We start from the raw sequence: 19,130 nt of genomic DNA on the forward strand, positions 1-19,130 counted from the left end.
GGATGGCAAAGGTACATCAAGGATTATCCGGTCGGCAGAAAGCCGCGATTCTATTAATCGCGTTGGGACCGGAAGTTTCGGCTCAAGTATTTAAACATCTCAGAGAAGAAGAAATTGAACAACTGACTCTAGAGATTGCTAATGTTCGTAAAGTGGAGAATACCGAAAAGGAATCCATAATCAGCGAGTTTCATGAAATCTGTCTTGCACAAGAATATATTACTCAAGGCGGGATTACTTACGCCAAAGAAATATTGGAGAAAGCGCTGGGAAGCCAGAAAGCGCTCGATATTATTAATCGGTTGACCTCGACGCTGCAAGTCAGACCTTTCGATTTTGCGCGTAAGGCTGATCCCGCTCAAATTCTGAACTTTATCCAGAATGAGAATTCGCAGACCATCGCGTTAGTACTCTCATACCTGCAATCCGAGCAGGCCTCGGTAATCCTTTCCTCTCTGCCTCAAGATAAACAGGCGGATGTAGCTAAGCGAATTGCTCTTATGGACAGCACCTCGCCGGAAGTGATTTCTCAAGTGGAGATGGTTCTCGAGCAGAAGCTTTCCGCTACCGTTACACAAGATTACACCTCGGCGGGCGGTATCGAAGCGATTGTCCAGATTTTGAACGGCGTTGACCGCGGTACAGAACGTACCATTCTTGATTCACTTGAGATACAGGATCCGGAGCTTGCCGAAGAAATCAAAAAACGGATGTTCGTGTTCGAAGATATTGTCAATATCGACAATCGTTCTATTCAACGTATCATTCGTGACATTGAAAACGCCGATTTACAGCTTGCCCTTAAGGTTGCCAGCGAAGAAGTGCGCGAGGCGATTTTCCGTAATATGTCCAAGCGTATGGCTGAATCCTTCCGCGAGGAAATGGAGTATATGGGTCCAGTTCGTCTGCGTGACGTAGAGGAAGCCCAAACCCGGATCGTAGCGACCATTCGCCGTCTGGAAGAATCCGGAGAAATTATTATCGCCCGTGGCGGAGGAGACGATATCATTGTCTAATGTGATCAAGCTGACACAATATGTATCATTAGACCATATTAAATATGTCGAAGCTCCGGAAATCGTCTATGCTCCTGCGGTGTACGATTATGAAGAAGGCTCCGAGGAAGAGGTTCAGCATCATGCCAGACAAGAAGAGCTCAGCAGAGCCAAAGCGCAATTGATGCATGAAGCCGAAACCTACGCACAAGAACAAATCCATGCCGCTGAACAAGAGGCTACAGCGCGCAAGCAACGAGCTGAAGAAGAAATTGATCTCTGGTGGCAGGAGCGCAGACTTCAAGATGAAATACAAGTAAACGAAGCCAAAGGTGCCGGATTCCTTGATGGATATCAGGAAGGCCTGACATCGGCTGAAGCGAATATGAAGGAACAATACCAACAGATGCTTGTAGAGGCTTCCGGGATCCTGGAACAAGCACATTCTATGAAGCAATTAATTATTCAGGAAGCGGAGCCTTTCCTAATTGAGCTCAGCACATCCATTGCCGCCAAAATCCTGGATCGTCAACTAACGGTTGAACGGGAGTGGACAGTCGATATTGTGAAATCGATTCTGTCCCGCAGACGAGAGCAAGGACTTATCACACTCTGTGTGTCTCCAACTCGATTCGGATACATTCAAGGCTTTCGCGAAGAACTTGTTCTTCATATGGATTCACAGGCGGAGCTTCAGATTTTGCCAGATGCATCGGTAAGCGACCACGGTTGCGTAGTGAGGTCATCCTTCGGCAGCATTGATGCCAGAATTGATACCCAATTAACCGAGATCAAGAAAGTACTGTTGCAAATCGCCAAAGGAAGCGGGGAACACGCGGGACATGGAAAAGGCTAAAGGAATCATGCTGGATAAATACATCGAAGCCTTAAAGCCCTTGGATCCGGTCCGAGTAAACGGCAAGGTGACCCAAGTCATCGGATTAACTGTTGAATCCGAGGGTCCTAATGCGAGCATCGGAGATGTATGTTACATCTACCCGCATCATTCAGCCGAACCCTTAAAAGCGGAGGTTGTGGGCTTCCGAAATAATCGGGTACTTCTTATGCCCCTAGGCGAACTTACTTCAATCGGTCCGGGTTGCGATGTAGTCGGCACCGGTAAGCCCCTGACCGTGCAAGTTGGACATGAGTTGCTCGGTAAGGTATTAAACGGTTTGGGTGAGCCGTTGGACGGATCGTTTCTGCCAAGCCGAATGCCTCATTATTCAACACTTAATACACCAAGCAACCCTTTGCAACGTCCGCGGGTAACGGATCCGATATCAACAGGCGTACGTTGTTTGGACGGTCTGTTGACCATCGGTAAAGGACAACGCGTCGGGATTTTTGCGGGATCCGGTGTAGGGAAGAGCACTTTACTCGGTATGGTTGCCCGTAACACTTCCGCTGACGTGAATGTCATTGCCTTAATCGGTGAACGCGGCCGCGAAGTTCTCGAATTCATCGAGAAAGATCTTGGTCCTGAGGGCTTGGCCCGCTCAGTCGTCATTGTAGCAACAAGCGATCAACCGGCTTTAATAAGAATTAAAGGCGCGTTAATTGCCACAACGATTGCCGAATACTTCAGAGATCACGGCAAGAATGTCATGCTCATGATGGACTCTGTAACCAGATACGCCATGGCTTATCGGGAAGTTGGACTGGCAATTGGCGAACCACCGGCTACCCGGGGATATACGCCTTCCGTCTTTGCCAATTTGCCTAAGCTGCTTGAACGAGCAGGGACAGGTTTGAAGGGTTCTATTACCGCATTCTACACAGTGTTGGTTGACGGTGACGATATGAACGAGCCTATTGCGGATGCTGTTCGAGGAATTTTGGACGGACACGTGGTGCTGCATCGCAATATTGCCAACCGCGGTCACTTTCCGGCCATCGACGTGCTCTCTTCCGTAAGCCGGGTTATGAAAGAAATTGTCCCCCCGGAACAGATGGAAGCAGCTGCCCATCTCAAACGCTTGCTGTCTACTTATAAAGATTCGGAAGACCTTATCAATATAGGGGCGTACCAGCGAGGAACAAATGAAGAAATTGATCTTTCTTTAGATAATATCCAAGGCATATGGGACTACACGAAGCAAAGCATTAAAGAAAAAGTGACGTACCAGGAAGCATTGGACCGGCTGCTGATAGACTTTTACAGGAGATGAACATAAATGCGGTTTCACTATCCCTTACAGAAGATCGTCGACTTGAAAACTACCCAGAAAACACAAGCCGAGTGGATCTTATCCCATGCCGTGGGTATTCTTCGCGATGAAGAAAGCAATCTGGATCAATTATATGAACAGAAGAGTCAACTTCAATATGAATTGCAGGACAAGACTACACAAAGCACGACCATATCAAGCATGATGGTTACCCAAACGTATATTAATCATCTCAGTAACCGGATCCATGAAAAGAACAAACAAGTTGAAATGGCACAGACTGAAGTGGAACAGAAAAAAACGATACTTCAGAGCAAAATGCAAGATGAGAAGATCTGGAATATTACTAGGGATAAAGCCCAAATGGTATTTCAAACGCAAGTGTTAAAGAAAGAGCAGGACGAATTAGATGAGATTGCCACAGTCCGATTTGTGAACACCGCTCCGTAGGGAGGATTAGGAATGGATAACATGGATACTGAAAAGTCATCTTACAGCAGCTTTGAACGATTTCTTTTTTTCCTGACACCGATTGTATTTACTTTGGTACTGGTGTTAGTCCTGCTGACGATGTTTAACTACGATATCAAAAGTTCGCTGCTTTCGGTGGCAGGCAAAATTCCCATCGTTAATTCATGGTTGCCCGAGTCAACCAATGTAATGACGCAAGGAGAAGATGAAACCGGCGCGGGCGAAGGCGAAGGCGTAACAAAGGGACAAACCTTCCCACCTTCTATTAAAATCAAGGACTTGGAAGCAAAGCTGATATCTTTGCAAGGTCAGCTTAAAACAGCAAGTGATGCTTCCGCTGCTAAGGATGCGCAGATCGAATCATTAACAAAGCAAATCTCGGCATTGAAAACTCAAAATACTGTGAAATCAGAAAATACGGTTCAATATGACGAACAAGTCAAGGGATTAGCTGACGTCTATGCGAAGATGTCACCGAGCAAATCCGCTCCGATTATTGAAAATTTGACAAAAAGCGAGCAAGTGTTGGTTCTCAGTCAGATGAAGGATGATGACCAAACTCGAATTTTGGAGAAGATGGAGCCTAAAAAAGCGGCTGAAGCTTCAATTTTGCTAAAGGATTCCGTAAAGTCCAGCAACCTGCAAATTAAAGCATTACAAGAGCGCCTGGATCAATACACGAAAGGCGGGGCTAAACCGTCGTCCACAATTACGCGCGCTGACTTGGCGCAGACGATCGCCAGCATGACACCGGGCAGTGCCGCGGACATGCTTCTGGAGATGAACAAAACAAGCAAAGAAAAGGTGCTGCAAATTCTAAATGCCATGGATACAGCGGCGCGATCCAGAGTGCTGTCGTCTATGACGGAGCTGTCCAAGACAGACACGGCTAAGATCACTACAAGATTAGGCAACTAAACTACGAAATTGGATCCTGAAGGGAGGTGTAGAAAATATGGAGATGATGATTGCAACTACAACCGCTGCTAATCCACCGGTTGCCACCAACACCAGATCTGGTGTTGAGAATAATCAAGACTTTGCCGCTGCTTTAAACGAAATGTCGATGGAAACCGTTACTGCTGAGATGAAGGCCGATTCAGATCAGACTCTAAGCATCAAGGAAACATTGAAAGCTTTAGTGATGGCAAACAGCATACCCGCGGGAGCGATTGCGGAACCTGTTTTGATTGTAGATCAAGAAAGTATGAAGAGTGAACTTATGAAGCTGGCATCAAAGCTGATGGGATTGTTAGATGAATTATCAGAAGAAGAACAAGCATCATTGCTGCAAAATAACGAGTTACAGGCTTGGATGCATCAAGCAAACGAACTGTTATTGCAATTATTCCAAGTGATGCCTCAGCCACAAGCAGATTCCACTCAGTCATCGGAAACAACATGGACCGAAGGACGCATCCTTGAACTGCTTTCAACCGCAACGTTGCCTAAGGACACGGTAGACGGGATCGCCCAATTAATGAAAAGTCAAACCGATCCCAGCGTTAAATCATTACAAGCATTCCAACAGGTACTGACTCAGCTTCACAAGTTGGTTACGGAACATACCGGTAAATCCGAGCATGCAGATCTAGAGAAGAGTGCGAGCGCCAGAGAAGGGCTAATCACCGTTGAAAGCTCCCAAAAACCGGCGATCCTGGTACAAGCTATAGGTTCAAAACAGATGTTGACGCAGCAAACGGCAGCCATTATTCAACAAATGCAACGCGAACAAGGCATTGTGCCGGATCCAGTAATTGCAGTTGATTCGCAGGAAAGCGAAAGGGTCAATACGAATTTCTCTAATCTGTTACAGACGGGAGAAAGTTTGAAACCCTCAGCAGGAGTAGAGTCTTCAGCAAAGCCCGAACAGTTGACGATGACATCCAGACAATTTGTTGAGCAGATGAGTCAGTTTATGTTCAAGAACATGAAGATCACTCAAATGGCCGGGTTGACAGAGGCTCAAATTACGATGAACCCTGAACATCTGGGAAAGGTTGATGTGAAGATTTCTCTTCAGAACGGTCAACTGATGGCGCAATTCATAGCCAACTCGACGGCTGGCAAGGAAATGTTGGAGAACCAGATGAATCAGCTTCGGCAAGCGTTGCAGGCCCAAGGATTGCAGGTGGAGAAACTTGAAGTCACGCAGAGCGAAAATGCACAAACCACAATGTTTCAAGACCAAAGACAACAACACACGTTCAAAGAGCAGCATTCAAACAATCAATCGAGAAGTAATCGAAACGCAGACGACATGGCAGAAGATTTCACAGCAACCATAGAAGATGCGACTACTGTCCGTAAACTAGCTTACGGAAACGAATTTAACGTAACCGCTTAGTGAAACGAGGTGAATGAACATGGCAGATGCAGTTGGCGGCAAAAACGTATGGCCTTATTATGCGCCGCAAAATATTCAGCAAGCTCAGCAGAACAAAGACCAAGATAAATCTTCGTTAGGTAAAGACGATTTTCTGAAAATTCTGGTAACCCAATTACAGAATCAAGATCCGTCTCAACCTTTGCAGGACCGTGAGTTTATTGCCCAGATGGCGCAATTCAGTTCCGTTGAACAAATTATGAATATGGCAGGCGAAATGAAGCTGCTTCGTCAATCGATCGGGATGGCTTCCGGCCTAATCGGTAAGGACATTTCCTGGAACGTAACGGACCCGGTTACCGGCACGGTTACGGCACGCACAGGACTTGTCGAGGGTATCCGGTTGAAAGACGGTCTTCAGTACGCCGAAGCGGGAGGAGAACAAGTCTCTTTAGATCGGATAAGCAGTATTCGAAATAAAGAGGATATGTAACATGTCGGATCGAATAACTATAGGTCGAATGTTCCCGAATGCTGTCGTTCCGGGAGCCAAAAATATACAAGTGCAACAAGGATCTAAATCATTTCATGAAATTTTTCAAAATCAGTTCGTCCGTTTCAGTCACCATGCCGAATCGAGGCTGCATCAAAGAGGAATTGAGTTGAAACCTGAGCAGATAACTAAAATCAGCACCGCTCTTGATAAAGCAGCTGCTAAAGGGGCCAAGGATTCTTTGTTTCTCATGAATGACATGGCTTTCATTGTGAACGTAAAAAACCGGACCGTGGTAACGGCTATGGACCAAAATGCACTCAAAGATAATGTATTTACACAAATAGACAGTGCCATCGTTATTTCATAGAACCTTAACAGCAACATATAGGCTGGCCCTAACAGGAAGCCTCTGGCCGCGGACCGATTGAAGCGGCTGACAAGGAATACTTATAACCTACTAGGAGGAATTACATTGTTAAGATCTATGTACTCAGGTGTTTCGGGGATGCGCGGCTTCCAGGTAAAGCTGGATGTCATCGGTAACAATATCGCAAATGTAAACACCGTTGGATTTAAAGCAGGGCGTGTCATGTTCAAAGATATTTTGAGCCAAACCACCTCGGGAGTGACTCCCCCGGGAGACGGTACTCAAGGCGGAGTCAACGCGAAACAAATCGGTTTGGGTGTTACCGTAGGGACAATTGACACCATACACACACCGGGCAGCGCCATGACAACAAATGTTGTGACGGACTTGCGCATTGACGGGGACGGATTCTTCGCCGTTAAATCCTCCGAGGAACAAGAAGCTCCTTATTTAACAAGAGCAGGAAACTTTACTTTGGATGCCAATCGCTTCCTGGTCAATGGAGACGGCATGTATGTTCTCAATTCTGATGGAGATCAGATTCAATTGGAAGAAACGGTAACGGCGTTTTCCATTGGGCAAGACGGCAGCATTATAGCTGTTAACGCGGATGGAACAAGCGCTCCTACAGATGACAAAATCGGCATCGCGATGGTGACGAATCCCGCGGGCTTGGAGAAAATCGGGGGCAACTTATACCGTAACACCCCCAACTCTAATGCCGACGGCGATAACGAAGAGTTATACACAGCCAATGACACCGCCTCCGGCACCGGAGCCGTTATTTCCGGTCAACTGGAAATGTCCAATGTGGACCTGACGAATGAGTTTACGGAAATGATCGTTGCGCAACGCGGCTTCCAGGCCAATTCCCGAATCATCACGACTTCGGATGAGATCCTGCAAGAGGTCGTTAACCTGAAACGATAATCAATTAAGGGGATGTAGTGGAGGGGACAACTCTTCCACTACATTCTGAATGTTACATTATGATCGCGGAGGGAACAGGATGATTGCTGTTACAAGGCTTAACAATTCACAACTGGTCATCAACGCATTACTGATTGAAACGGTGGAGTCTACTCCTGACACGGTAATCAGTTTAACGACCGGGAAGAAGATTATGGTACTTGAAAGTGTTTCAGATGTGGTGAGCTTAACACAAAACTACCTGCGGTCCATTGGTATAGGTTTTGCCGCTGCAGTGAAACAAACGGAGGGGCAAGATCATGTTTAAGAGAATGATGCCATGGCTGGCTATGGTACTCGTCATTATTACTTTAATAATGGTAGCAGCATTCGCACTGTGGAATTACATGAGCAAATCAACAGAATCCGACAATCCTAATCAGCAAGCCAAAGACAGTGTGAGCGCGGTTCAGGCCAAGAAATTGTCTGCTGAAGAGATTCTTGAAGTCAGTTCGGTTCTCGATAATATTACGACCAACCTGGCGGACAAAGATTATGTTGTGAAGATGAGCTTCGCGTTTCAGCTTGATCACAAGAAGACGAAGGAAGAGTTCGATCAAATCGCTAACTTGAAAATCAAGCCGATTATTGTGCGTACCCTTGCCGATATGACCCCGGACCAAGTGACCGGAGGTAAAGGGTTTGACGTGTTAAGCGCCAAATTGCTGAATCTGATCAACACAACTTTGCCCGAAGGTAAACTGATTCAGGTGGAAATTACGGATTTTGTAATTACTCCTCTCAACTAAGAATGACAAGATGATGTATTCCATAAGGGGGTGAATTGATTGGTTGATGTATTGTCACAGAATGAAATTGACGCCTTGCTGGCGGCGCTCTCCTCGGGAGAAATGGATGCTGAAGAGCTTAAGAAGGAAGATACTCAAAAGAAGATCAGAGCTTATGACTTTAAGAGAGCGGTAAGGTTTTCTAAAGATCATATCCGCAGCCTAACTCGGATTCATGAGAATTTTGCGCGATATTTGACCACTTATTTTTCAGCGCAACTCAGAACTTTTGTCCAGATTAGTGTAGTTCAGGTAGAACAGCTTCCATATGATGAATTCATTCGTTCAATTCCAAAGATGACCATATTAAACATCTTTGAGGCTGAACCCCTTGAAGGCAGAATGGTGTTGGAAGTACATCCGAATGTTGCGTTTGCGATGCTGGATCGTATGCTTGGAGGTTCCGGAACTTCACCGTCCAAGATTAACGCTCTGACCGAGATTGAGACCATTGTAATGGAGCGTATTTTCAGTCGTGCCTTTGAAAGTCTGCAAGAAGCCTGGAAGACCGTGATTGATCTGGCACCTAGACTTGAGGCGCTGGAGACGAACCCACAATTTATGCAGATCGTTTCTCCGAATGAAACCATAGCATTGATTTCACTCAGCACGAAGATCGGTGATACCACGGGCATGATTAACTTGTGTATTCCTCATGTGGTTATTGAGCCAATCATGTCAAGGCTTTCGGTGCATCATTGGTTTGTTTCTCAGAAGAAGACCAGAGCTCCGGAAGAACAAGAGGCGCTGCAAAAAAGGGTCACCAAAGCGAAATTGCCGGTTATAGCTGAGCTTGGAAACTCTAGTATTTCCGTACGAGAGTTCCTTGGGCTTGTTGTAGGCGATGTGATTACATTGGACAAAAAGTCCGAAGACGGATTAAGTGTGAAAGTTGGGGAGCGCATGAAGTTCATCGCAAGCCCCGGCGCGGTAAAAGGAAGAATGGCGGTCCAAATTACGGACATCGTCACTGAAGGAGCAGAAGAATATGACGAGTAAGGACTATTTATCCCAAGAGGAAATAGACGCATTGTTAAAGCAGAGTTCAGAAGACACCTCCTCGTCCAGCTCTGGTCCTACCATTGAAGAATTTCTCACCTTGATGGAGCAAGACGCGCTCGGTGAAATCGGTAATATTACCTTCGGCAGTGCGGCAACAGCTTTGTCTACTTTATTAGGAAAGAAAGTAGATATTACGACGCCGCAAGTATCCATTATTGCCAGTGAGGAATTAGTGAAAGAGTTTCCTAAACCCCATGTGGCAGTCAGTGTTCGTTATGTAGACGGGTTCCAAGGCATTAACTCACTGGTCATTAAAACGAGGGATGCTCAAGTCATAGCGGATCTTATGCTAGGCGGAGAAGGTGCGGTTGATGACTCCATGGAGTTGAATGAGATCCATATCAGCGCCGTGCAAGAAGCGATGAATCAAATGATGGGGTCATCTGCAACTTCGATGTCTACTATTTTTAATCGCTTCGTTAATATTTCCCCGCCGGGTATCGATATCCTGAATCTGGCGGATGGAGAAGGCGCTGGAACTTTGCCTCCTGAGGATTATTTTATTAAGATTTCTTTCCGTCTCAAAATCGGTGAATTAATAGATTCTACGATTATGCAGTTGTTGCCTGTTCATTTTGCCAAAGAGATGGTGTCCATCCTAATGGGCGGGGGAAGCACTGAGCCTTCCAAAGAGGAGAGCAATAACATTAACGGTAAAGCAGATTACGATATGCCGGATGAAGCTATCTATAACGGCAATACAGTAAACCACGGGCAACAACAACCCGAGTATATGTCTCAAACGATGCAGGCAGCACCGCAGCAACATTCGGCACACCCATCATCCATGCAGCAGCCGGCAGCTACACAAATGCAGAATACAGGAGGGTTTGGAGGCATGTCGAACAATCGCAATGTTAACGTTCAGCCTGTTCAATTCTCTAACCTGACGGGGGGATTTGGAGCAGGAACTGAGGAAACAAACCTTGGCCTATTGCTTGACATTCCGCTTAAGGTGACGGTTGAGTTGGGTCGCACACAAAAAGTCATTAAGGACATTTTGGAGCTTTCCTTAGGTTCTATTATTGAGCTGGATAAACTTGCGGGAGAGCCGGTAGATATACTGGTGAATAACAAGTTGATTGCCAAAGGCGAGGTCGTTGTTATTGATGAGAACTTCGGTGTTCGCGTAACAGACATCGTCAGTCAGTGGGATCGGATACAAAAATTACAATAATACCAATTCTGGGAGGATTTGAACCAATGGCAAACCGAATTTTGATCGTAGACGACGCAGCATTTATGAGAATGATGATCCGGGATATTCTGACAAAGAACGGATTTGAAGTAGTGGGGGAAGCACCGGACGGAGCCGTAGCCGTAGAGAAATATAAAGAGTTGAAGCCGGATTTGATTACAATGGATATCACGATGCCGGAAATGGACGGCATAGCCGCTTTGAAAGAAATCAAGAAACAAGACCCTAACGCTAAAGTCATCATGTGCTCCGCCATGGGGCAGCAAGCCATGGTTATTGACGCGATTCAGGCCGGGGCTAAAGACTTTATCGTAAAACCTTTCCAAGCGGACCGCGTTATTGAAGCTATCAAGAAAACGCTTGGATAAGAGCGAAAGGATTGTCCTTATTGAAATTATCAATGCATGTCTACTTCCTTGCGAATGACAACAATTCACTGCTGAACGAGCCGCCGTCCACACTGGGCACCACGGATGGCAGCCTGTTCGGGAATCTCTTCAGAGTTATGTTTGTACTTATCCTTATTATCGGATTGATTGTGCTTTTAATTAAATTTTTGGGCCAAAAAAATCGTGGATGGATGCTCAATCGTTCTGTAAAAACGCTGGGCGGCGTGGCCCTGGGTCAGAATAAATCCGTTCAGCTGGTCGAAATCGGCAGCGCCATCTATGTAGTCGGTGTGGGAGATGATATCAGACTTCTTGAGAAGATTGACGATCCCGAAGAGATGGAGTTGATCCTGAGCTCTTTCAACACACCGTCCACGATGAACGGCAGCGCCATTGCCCATTCGCTTTCGGACATGGTAAACAAGTGGCGCAACCGGAACAAGCCGCAGCCTGAAGAAGAATTGGAAGCAACGTTTCAAGAAGTGTTCTACAACAAGATGCAGCAAATGACTTCCCGAAAGAAAATGATGGAAGATTTGATGCAAGACCCAAAAAACAATGATCGGTCGTCGGACTCATGATGAAAAAAACAATACTCTTATTCATGCTGATTCAGGTATTGACCGGATACTTTGCGGTTGAATCCTTCGCGGCGGATCCCATTCCGGAAATTGGAATAACCATTGGAGGAAGCGATGGAACCGCCGGGGAAGCCGGAGGTTCGACTTCCCTGTCTATTCTGTTGCTGATCACAGTACTAAGTATCGCTCCTGCGATTGTCATTTTAATGACTTCCTTCACCAGAATTGTAATTGTGCTTGGTTTCGTGCGTACTTCACTTGCAACCAACCAAATGCCGCCCAATCAGGTGTTGGTAGGACTTGCTCTGTTCATGACCTTATTCGTGATGTCACCTACGCTCAGTGAGCTGAATACCGTGGCGCTTCAACCTTATCTTAAAGGGGAGATTACGCAGACGGTTGCGCTTACTAAAGCATCGGAGCCCATGAAAGAATTCATGGCTAAGCAAACGCGTGAAAAGGATTTGTTACTGTTTCTCAAGTACTCTAAATCGGAGAAACCCGCAACCTACAAAGATATACCTATTCATGTACTTGTGCCTGCCTATGCCATCAGTGAACTGAAAACGGCTTTTCAAATGGGATTTATGATATTCATTCCGTTTCTCGTTATTGATATGGTCGTCTCCAGCACCTTAATGGCTATGGGGATGATGATGTTGCCGCCGGTTATGATTTCCCTGCCTTTTAAGATTCTGTTGTTCATTCTGGTGGACGGTTGGTATCTGGTGGTCAAATCACTGCTTCTGAGCTTCAATACTTAAGACAAGGTGGACTGACCCCATGAACTCTGAATTCATTATCGGCTTGGCCGGCCAGGCCATCTATACCGTATTGAAAGCAAGCGCGCCGATGCTAATCATAGCACTGGTAGTTGGCTTATTGGTAAGTATATTTCAGGCGACAACACAAATTCAGGAACAAACGCTGGCTTTTGTACCCAAGATCATTGCCGTATTCGCCTCCGTGCTTTTGTTCGGGCCTTGGGTGCTGACGACACTGGTTGACTTTACTTACAATCTGCTCAATAACCTTCATAAATACATCGGATAGGTTGTGAGATAAGTGGAGTTGCTAGCTCAGTATTTTCCTGTTTTTCTGTTAATTTTTTGTCGAATAACCTCTTTTTTTGTTGTTGCGCCTTTGTTCTCTATGCAAAATGTGCCTAACCAGTTGAAAATCGGTCTTTCTTTCTATGTTTCTTTATTGATCTTAATGACCTTCAAGGATTCGGTAACTGTGGCGACGGACGGCACATTCGTGCTTTCCATTTTGCGTGAAATATTGGCGGGGCTTCTGTTAGGCTTTATAGCCTATCTGTTCTTCACCATTGTGCAGGTAGCGGGTTCATTCATTGATTTACAAATGGGTTTTGGGATCGCAAACGTTATTGATCCGATGACAGGGGCGCAAAGTCCGATTCTCGGTAATTTCAAGTTTATGATTTCTGTGCTGGTGTTCCTCTCGGTTAACGGTCATTTGTATTTACTTGACGCGATTATGAGGAGCTATGAATGGGTGCCCTTATCCAACCCTTTATTTCAACAAATGTACGGCGGACATATTACGGATTTTCTGGTAAGAACCTTTAGCGAAACGTTCAAAATCGCATTCCAAATGTCCGCGCCCATTGTCGTAGCGATGTTTTTGACGGATCTTGCGCTAGGTTTGCTGGCGCGTACGGTGCCGCAACTCAATATTTTTGTCGTAGGCGTACCTTTAAAGATCATTGTAGGTTTTCTAGTCATGTTGCTCTTAATTCCCGGGTTTATCGGATTATTTGAACAAATATTCAACTCCATGATGGAAGCACTGCACGCATTAATGCAACTGATGGGCAGGCAGCAGGCACCTTAAGAATCGCATAGAAACGGAGGGTTGCCTGTGCAGCCGCTGCGTCTCAAGCTGAACCTGCAGCAATTTTCAGGAGAAAAGACCGAGCAGGCAACGCCCAAGAAACGTGAAGATTCCCGCAAAAAAGGCCAAGTGGCCAAGAGCATGGAAATTCCCGGCGCTTTTATACTCTTAATTTCATTTATGTCGTTCTCCATGTTCGGGGAATTTTACAAAGAGCGCATCTATCGTTTGTTTTCAGTAACGTTCCACGATTATATGAACATGCAGGTCACGCAAGCCAATGTCGGCAAAATATTCGGTGATTTGATTACCCAGTGTCTGATTCTCATAGCGCCAATTATGGCCATTACCGTTATTGTGGCTATTCTTGGGAATTATGCGCAATTCGGATTCCTGCTTACAGGCGATCCTCTCAAGATGAAGTTCGAGAAGTTAAACCCCCTGGAAGGTGCCAAACGCATTTTCTCATTGCGCTCCTTGGTGGAGATGCTGAAATCGATAGCCAAAGTACTCATTGTAGGGATTGTTGCTTACATGACGTTATGGGGAGAGCGCATGAACATCATCGCGCTAAGCACGGTGCCGCTGGAATCCATATTCACGTTTTCAGCAGGATTAGTGTTGTCGCTAGGTATCAAAATAGGGGCTATTCTGGTCGTGCTTGCGGTGCTGGATTATGCCTATCAGAAATATGACTTTGAAAAAAACCTTCGTATGTCCAAACAAGACATCAAGGATGAGTATAAAAAGTCCGAGGGCGATCCGCTGATTAAAGCTAAAATCCGGGAGAAACAAAAACGGATGGCGATGCAACGTATGATGCAGGAAGTGCCAAAAGCGGATGTCATCATTACAAACCCTACACACTTCGCGATCGCCCTGAAATACGACGCCAAGACGATGGAATCTCCGCTGGTGTTGGCCAAAGGTAAAGATTATGTGGCATTGAAGATTAAAGAGATTGCAAAACAAGAAGGCATCTTAACGATGGAAAATCGTCCTTTAGCCCGGGCTTTGTATGATCAGGCTGAGATCGGTCAGGGAATTCCGGTTGCGCTATTCCAAGCGGTTGCCGAAGTGTTGGCTTATGTCTATAAAATGAAACGTAAAGTGTAAGACCTACATCTTAGTTAAAGGAGGACCCAGATTGAAACTCAAAGATTTATCCATCCTGATCGGCATAATCGGTATTGTATTGATGATGGTGCTGCCGTTGCCGGTGTGGCTGCTGGATGTCCTCTTGATCATTAATATTTCTACGGCATTAACGATTTTATTAGTGTCGATGAGTACAAAAGATGCTTTGCAATTTTCCATATTTCCCGCTTTATTGTTAATTACTACATTGTTCCGCTTAGCGCTGAACGTTTCTACTACGCGTAACATTCTTGCTAATGGGTATGCGGGGCATGTCGTTGAAACATTCGGTAATTTCGTGGCCGGCGGTCAAATTGCCGTGGGCTTCGTCATCTTTCTAATTCTCGTTGTTGTGCAATTTATCGTTATTACCAAAGGTTCGGAGCGTGTGGCCGAAGTAGCGGCGCGCTTTACGTTGGACGCGATGCCGGGTAAACAAATGAGTATAGATGCGGATCTGAACGCAGGCCTCATCAACGAACATCAAGCGAGGGAACGCCGTTCCAAAATTGAGAGGGAAGCGGACTTTTACGGTGCGATGGACGGTGCGAGTAAATTTGTTAAGGGGGATGCCATTGCCGGTATCGTCATCCTGATCATCAATTTGTTCGGCGGGTTTATCATCGGCATGGCGATTCATGGCATGTCTTTCGGGGATTCCTTACATACGTATTCCATATTAACCATCGGGGATGGACTTGTTAGTCAAATACCTGCGCTGTTAATTTCTACAGCGGCAGGGCTAATCGTTACACGTTCCGCGTCCGAAGGGAATTTGTCTCATGATATTACATCGCAGCTGTTTAGTCAGCCTAAGCTGTTGTATATTGTTGCTGGCACGGTGCTTCTTCTGGGATTCTTTACTCCGATCGGACCCATTTCGACTTTACCAATCGGGTTATTGCTGATTTACGCGGGCTACTCCATGCAGAAGAACCTCAATAAGAAACAGATTGAAGACGAGCAGATGGAGGAGGAACAGCAGATCGAAGAGGTTCGCAGTCCGGAAAGTGTTATTTCGCTTCTTCAGGTGGATCCTATTGAATTCGAATTTGGCTACGGTCTGATTCCTTTGGCTGATACGCAGCAAGGCGGAGATTTGCTCGACCGAATTATTATGATTCGCAGGCAATGTGCGCTTGAACTGGGTCTGGTCGTTCCGGTCATTCGGATTCGCGACAATATTCAACTCAAACCGAACGAATACGCCATTAAAATCAAAGGGAATACCGTGGCGCGGGGTGAACTGTTATTGAATCATTATCTGGCCATGAGTCCGGGGTATGACGATGATTCAATCGCGGGTATTGAGACGGTGGAACCCGCGTTCGGCCTTCCTGCCTTATGGATTGACGAGGCCAACAAAGAGAGAGCCGAGCTCTCCGGATATACCGTCGTTGACCCGCCTTCCGTTGTGGCTACACACTTAACCGAAGTTATTAAGCGACATGCTCATGAAATTCTGGGCCGTCAGGAAACGAAGGCGTTGGTGGATAACGTGAAGGATGCGAACCCGGCCCTGGTCGACGAGCTCATTCCGAATGTGATGAGCCTGGGGGATATCCAGAAGGTATTGGCCAAGTTGCTGAAAGAGAAGGTTTCCATTCGCGATCTGGTGACGATCTTTGAAACGCTTGCCGATTATGGCGGATATACGAAGGACCCGGATGTGTTGACAGAATACGTTCGACAAGCCTTGTCCCGACAAATTACACTGCAATATACGCAAACGGGAGAAGCGCTCAAAGTGATCACGGTCGGACCTTCCCTCGAGAAGAAAATTGCGGAATCGGTACAACAAACAGAGCAAGGCAGTTATCTGGCGATGGATCCGAATGCTACACAAACCGTTTATCAAAAATTGGTGGAACAGATTAACAAGCTCATTCAAAGCGGAGCGCAGCCTCTAATCCTTACCTCACCAACGATTCGAATGTATTTACGCCAGTTAATGGATAGAACGATGCAAGATGTACCTGTACTTTCCTATAGTGAATTGGAACCTAACGTTGAAATTCAAAGCGTAGGGGTGGTGAACTTATGAGAGTCAAAAAATATATCGTAGATACAATGCCTGAAGCGATGCACAAAATCCGTAACGAGCTCGGTAAAGACGCCGTGATTCTGAATACGAAAGCTGTGAAGCTGGGCGGTTTCCTCGGTCTCTTCGGGAAGAAGAAGATCGAGGTCATCGCCGCCACCGATACGGCGGCGCAAGAACCGCCCGCGGCGAAGACTTCCGCCGCGGTCAAGTTCGAGCAGGCGCTGCAGCATGCAGCCGCGCCCGCGGAAACTGCGCCGCCGCCGACATCCTCGGGGGCGGCGCAAGCCCTTGCCGCAAGCTTGCCTCCGGCAGCTGCGGCCAAAGCCTACGCCGCGGGCGGCGGCGCGAGAACTGCGCTCCCGGAGGAGCACAGTTCTCACGCGCCCGCGCCATCGCCGCTTGCAGCGGCGACGAGGAAGCCGTCGGAACACGCGGAGCACGTTCTGACGGGCGTAACGCCTGTCGCGCCTCGGGACGACAGGCTGTATGAGGAGATTCGGCAGATGAAGGAGCTCGTTCATAAGCTTTCCAGGCAAGGGGGAGCTCATGAACGAACGCCGGAGGCGCTGGTTACTTTAGAGAAACATCTGCGTCATCAAGATATCAGTGAAGAGTTATTATCACACTTGATGGATCATGTAACGCAAACTGTGCAAGAAGCTGATCTAGATCCTACCGAAGCGGAAACAGCTCAACTTGTCAGCATGGAACTCATACGGATCATGACTCGCTCTGACAGCATGAACATTACCAGTTCTGCTCGTGTGATCCACTTTGTCGGTCCTACCGGAGTAGGTAAGACCACCACAATTGCCAAGCTTGCCGCGGAACAAGTGCTGAAATACAACCGAAAAGTCGGGTTTATCACTTCGGATACGTATCGTATTGCCGCGATAGATCAATTAAGAACGTATGCTACTATTTTGAACGTGCCAATGGAAGTGGTATTTTCCCCTCAGGAATTAACCCGGGCCTTCCGCAACTTGTCGGAATGCGACATGATCTTTATGGATACGGCCGGCCGAAACTTTCGGAATGAAATGTACGTGTCCGAACTCAACAGTCTGTTGCGTTCCGAGGGTGTAAGCGAAACGTATCTTGTGCTTAGTTTAACTATGAAATACCGGGATATGAAAGCGGTAGCTGAGAATTTCATTAAATACAATGTAGACAAAGTTTTGTTTACAAAGGCGGATGAAACCGATTCCTATGGAGCAGTAGCTAATCTGATGTATGACTTTGACTTGAAACTCTCCTATGTGACCCACGGTCAAAATGTGCCGGATGACATTAAAGAGGCGGATGTCCAGCGTTTGACGGAACAACTGATGGAGGGCTATGGGCATGAGTGACCAGGCGCAAAGCTTGCGTAATCTGCTCCAGGGCCTTCCCGAAAGAGATAAACAAACGAAGGTCATTACGGTTACGAGCGGTAAAGGCGGGGTGGGGAAGTCAAATTTCACTTTGAACTTCGCTCTTGCGCTTCAAACGAAGGGCTACCAGGTGTTAATATTCGATGCGGATATCGGGATGGCCAATATAGATGTGTTGATGGGGGTTTCCTCCAAGTATAATTTGTATCACCTGCTGAAGAGAGAAAAGTCAATTCATGAAATTATTCATACAGGTCCTTATGGCTTACAATTTATTGCAGGCGGTTCGGGTTTCAACGACTTATTGAGTCTCTCTCAGGAAGAGATTGATTATTTTGCCTCTCAGGTGGAACTGTTAAACGGTACGGTAGACTATATTATATTTGATACAGGTGCGGGGTTGTCCAAGGAGACACTTAAATTTATAGTTGCAGCCCAAGAAACCATCGTAGTTACAACGCCTGAACCAACTTCCATTACGGATGCATATGCTATCATCAAGATGGTTCATTCTATGGAATATGAAGTAGATTACAGGCTTATTATTAATAGAGTTACCGATTGGAAGGAAGGCCAGCATACTTCGGACAAGATCCGTCTTGTGGCAAAGAAATTTATGGATCTGGATATACCAACGCTTGGTTATGTGCTTGATGATCCGAACGTTTCCAAATCTGTAAAGAGACAGATACCTTTCTCGATAGCTTATCCTGGCAGCTCGGCGTCAAAGAACATTCAAGAAATTGCGGATCGGTTTCTGCTCGGAGAGAAAGGAGCCCGTCGGGTAAACCCTGATTCTTCGCAGAGCGGGGGCATGAAAGGTTTCTTGAATAAAATGAAAAGTTGGATTACATGATTCCATACCTTCTTTCTGCTTAAGTTCTGTCATCACGAATGTAGGAGTGA

Annotated in this window: 22 protein-coding genes; all 22 read left to right on the plus strand. The window is 46.3% G+C overall.

Annotation, left to right across the window (positions count from 1 at the left end; all coding sequences use genetic code 11):
- Window positions 1–2 precede the first annotated feature (2 nt).
- The 22 genes from fliG to SY83_RS16100 all read left to right on the plus strand — a co-directional run bounded on the left by fliG (window position 3) and on the right by SY83_RS16100 (window position 19,080).
- Window positions 3–1,016 carry a flagellar motor switch protein FliG gene (fliG, locus tag SY83_RS15995; RefSeq protein WP_068608331.1) on the plus strand — a complete coding sequence of 338 codons (1,014 nt, stop codon included), beginning with the start codon at window positions 3–5 and terminating at the stop codon, window positions 1,014–1,016.
- A 1-nt stretch (window position 1,017) separates the two neighbouring features.
- Window positions 1,018–1,851, plus strand: a complete 834-nt coding sequence (locus tag SY83_RS16000) for a FliH/SctL family protein (protein ID WP_231891461.1) — start codon at window positions 1,018–1,020, stop codon at window positions 1,849–1,851.
- Window positions 1,838–3,166, plus strand: coding sequence for a flagellar protein export ATPase FliI (gene fliI, locus SY83_RS16005; protein ID WP_231891272.1), 1,329 nt, complete (start codon window positions 1,838–1,840; stop codon window positions 3,164–3,166). The genes SY83_RS16000 and fliI overlap by 14 nt, the downstream gene beginning before the upstream one ends.
- Window positions 3,167–3,172: 6 nt before the next feature.
- Window positions 3,173–3,616, plus strand: coding sequence for a flagellar export protein FliJ (fliJ, locus tag SY83_RS16010; protein WP_068608335.1), 444 nt, complete (start codon window positions 3,173–3,175; stop codon window positions 3,614–3,616).
- Window positions 3,617–3,628: 12 nt separating this feature from the next.
- On the plus strand, window positions 3,629–4,555 hold the full coding sequence (locus SY83_RS16015; RefSeq protein ID WP_068608337.1) for a MotE family protein: 927 nt from the start codon (window positions 3,629–3,631) through the stop codon (window positions 4,553–4,555).
- A gap of 37 nt (window positions 4,556–4,592) precedes the next feature.
- The gene (locus SY83_RS16020; protein ID WP_068608339.1) at window positions 4,593–5,984 is read left to right on the plus strand and encodes a flagellar hook-length control protein FliK; all 1,392 of its coding nucleotides are present in this window, start codon (window positions 4,593–4,595) and stop codon (window positions 5,982–5,984) included.
- Window positions 5,985–6,003: 19 nt separating this feature from the next.
- Complete coding sequence (locus tag SY83_RS16025) at window positions 6,004–6,456, plus strand: flagellar hook capping FlgD N-terminal domain-containing protein (protein ID WP_068608340.1); 453 nt, start codon at window positions 6,004–6,006, stop codon at window positions 6,454–6,456.
- Between the two features lies 1 nt (window position 6,457).
- Window positions 6,458–6,826, plus strand: a complete 369-nt coding sequence (locus SY83_RS16030; RefSeq protein ID WP_068608342.1) for a TIGR02530 family flagellar biosynthesis protein — start codon at window positions 6,458–6,460, stop codon at window positions 6,824–6,826.
- A gap of 105 nt (window positions 6,827–6,931) precedes the next feature.
- Window positions 6,932–7,756, plus strand: a complete 825-nt coding sequence (flgG, locus tag SY83_RS16035) for a flagellar basal body rod protein FlgG (protein ID WP_068608344.1) — start codon at window positions 6,932–6,934, stop codon at window positions 7,754–7,756.
- Window positions 7,757–7,835: 79 nt separating this feature from the next.
- Window positions 7,836–8,063: a flagellar FlbD family protein gene (locus SY83_RS16040; RefSeq protein ID WP_068608346.1), complete on the plus strand. Its 228-nt coding sequence runs from the start codon at window positions 7,836–7,838 to the stop codon at window positions 8,061–8,063.
- Window positions 8,056–8,544, plus strand: a complete 489-nt coding sequence (locus SY83_RS16045) for a flagellar basal body-associated FliL family protein (RefSeq protein WP_068608347.1) — start codon at window positions 8,056–8,058, stop codon at window positions 8,542–8,544. Before SY83_RS16040 ends, SY83_RS16045 begins: the two co-directional genes overlap by 8 nt.
- A 39-nt stretch (window positions 8,545–8,583) precedes the next feature.
- Window positions 8,584–9,582 (plus strand): flagellar motor switch protein FliM, encoded by a 999-nt coding sequence (gene fliM / locus SY83_RS16050; RefSeq protein ID WP_068608348.1) that lies wholly within the window; start codon window positions 8,584–8,586, stop codon window positions 9,580–9,582.
- Window positions 9,572–10,822, plus strand: coding sequence for a flagellar motor switch phosphatase FliY (fliY, locus tag SY83_RS16055; protein WP_068608350.1), 1,251 nt, complete (start codon window positions 9,572–9,574; stop codon window positions 10,820–10,822). The genes fliM and fliY overlap by 11 nt, the downstream gene beginning before the upstream one ends.
- A 26-nt stretch (window positions 10,823–10,848) precedes the next feature.
- Window positions 10,849–11,211, plus strand: coding sequence for a response regulator (locus tag SY83_RS16060; RefSeq protein ID WP_068608352.1), 363 nt, complete (start codon window positions 10,849–10,851; stop codon window positions 11,209–11,211).
- Between the two features lie 20 nt (window positions 11,212–11,231).
- Window positions 11,232–11,813: a flagellar biosynthetic protein FliO gene (locus SY83_RS16065; RefSeq protein ID WP_157279874.1), complete on the plus strand. Its 582-nt coding sequence runs from the start codon at window positions 11,232–11,234 to the stop codon at window positions 11,811–11,813.
- On the plus strand, window positions 11,813–12,577 hold the full coding sequence (gene fliP, locus SY83_RS16070) for a flagellar type III secretion system pore protein FliP (protein ID WP_068611142.1): 765 nt from the start codon (window positions 11,813–11,815) through the stop codon (window positions 12,575–12,577). The genes SY83_RS16065 and fliP overlap by 1 nt, the downstream gene beginning before the upstream one ends.
- Before the next feature lie 19 nt (window positions 12,578–12,596).
- Entirely contained in the window at window positions 12,597–12,866 is a 270-nt protein-coding gene (gene fliQ, locus SY83_RS16075; RefSeq protein ID WP_068608354.1) for a flagellar biosynthesis protein FliQ, read from the plus strand.
- Window positions 12,867–12,878: 12 nt separating this feature from the next.
- Window positions 12,879–13,670: a flagellar biosynthetic protein FliR gene (gene fliR, locus SY83_RS16080; protein ID WP_068608355.1), complete on the plus strand. Its 792-nt coding sequence runs from the start codon at window positions 12,879–12,881 to the stop codon at window positions 13,668–13,670.
- 27 nt (window positions 13,671–13,697) lie between these two features.
- The gene (gene flhB, locus SY83_RS16085) at window positions 13,698–14,786 is read left to right on the plus strand and encodes a flagellar biosynthesis protein FlhB (RefSeq protein WP_068608357.1); all 1,089 of its coding nucleotides are present in this window, start codon (window positions 13,698–13,700) and stop codon (window positions 14,784–14,786) included.
- Between the two features lie 82 nt (window positions 14,787–14,868).
- Complete coding sequence (gene flhA, locus SY83_RS16090) at window positions 14,869–16,851, plus strand: flagellar biosynthesis protein FlhA (protein ID WP_407944631.1); 1,983 nt, start codon at window positions 14,869–14,871, stop codon at window positions 16,849–16,851.
- Window positions 16,848–18,203 carry a flagellar biosynthesis GTPase FlhF gene (gene flhF / locus SY83_RS16095; RefSeq protein WP_068608362.1) on the plus strand — a complete coding sequence of 452 codons (1,356 nt, stop codon included), beginning with the start codon at window positions 16,848–16,850 and terminating at the stop codon, window positions 18,201–18,203. The genes flhA and flhF overlap by 4 nt, the downstream gene beginning before the upstream one ends.
- On the plus strand, window positions 18,196–19,080 hold the full coding sequence (locus SY83_RS16100; RefSeq protein ID WP_068608364.1) for a MinD/ParA family protein: 885 nt from the start codon (window positions 18,196–18,198) through the stop codon (window positions 19,078–19,080). The genes flhF and SY83_RS16100 overlap by 8 nt, the downstream gene beginning before the upstream one ends.
- The last annotated feature ends 50 nt before the right edge of the window (window positions 19,081–19,130 follow it).

Origin of the sequence: Paenibacillus swuensis, from assembly GCF_001644605.1 — a bacterium.
Lineage (GTDB): Bacteria > Bacillota > Bacilli > Paenibacillales > DY6 > Paenibacillus_N > Paenibacillus_N swuensis.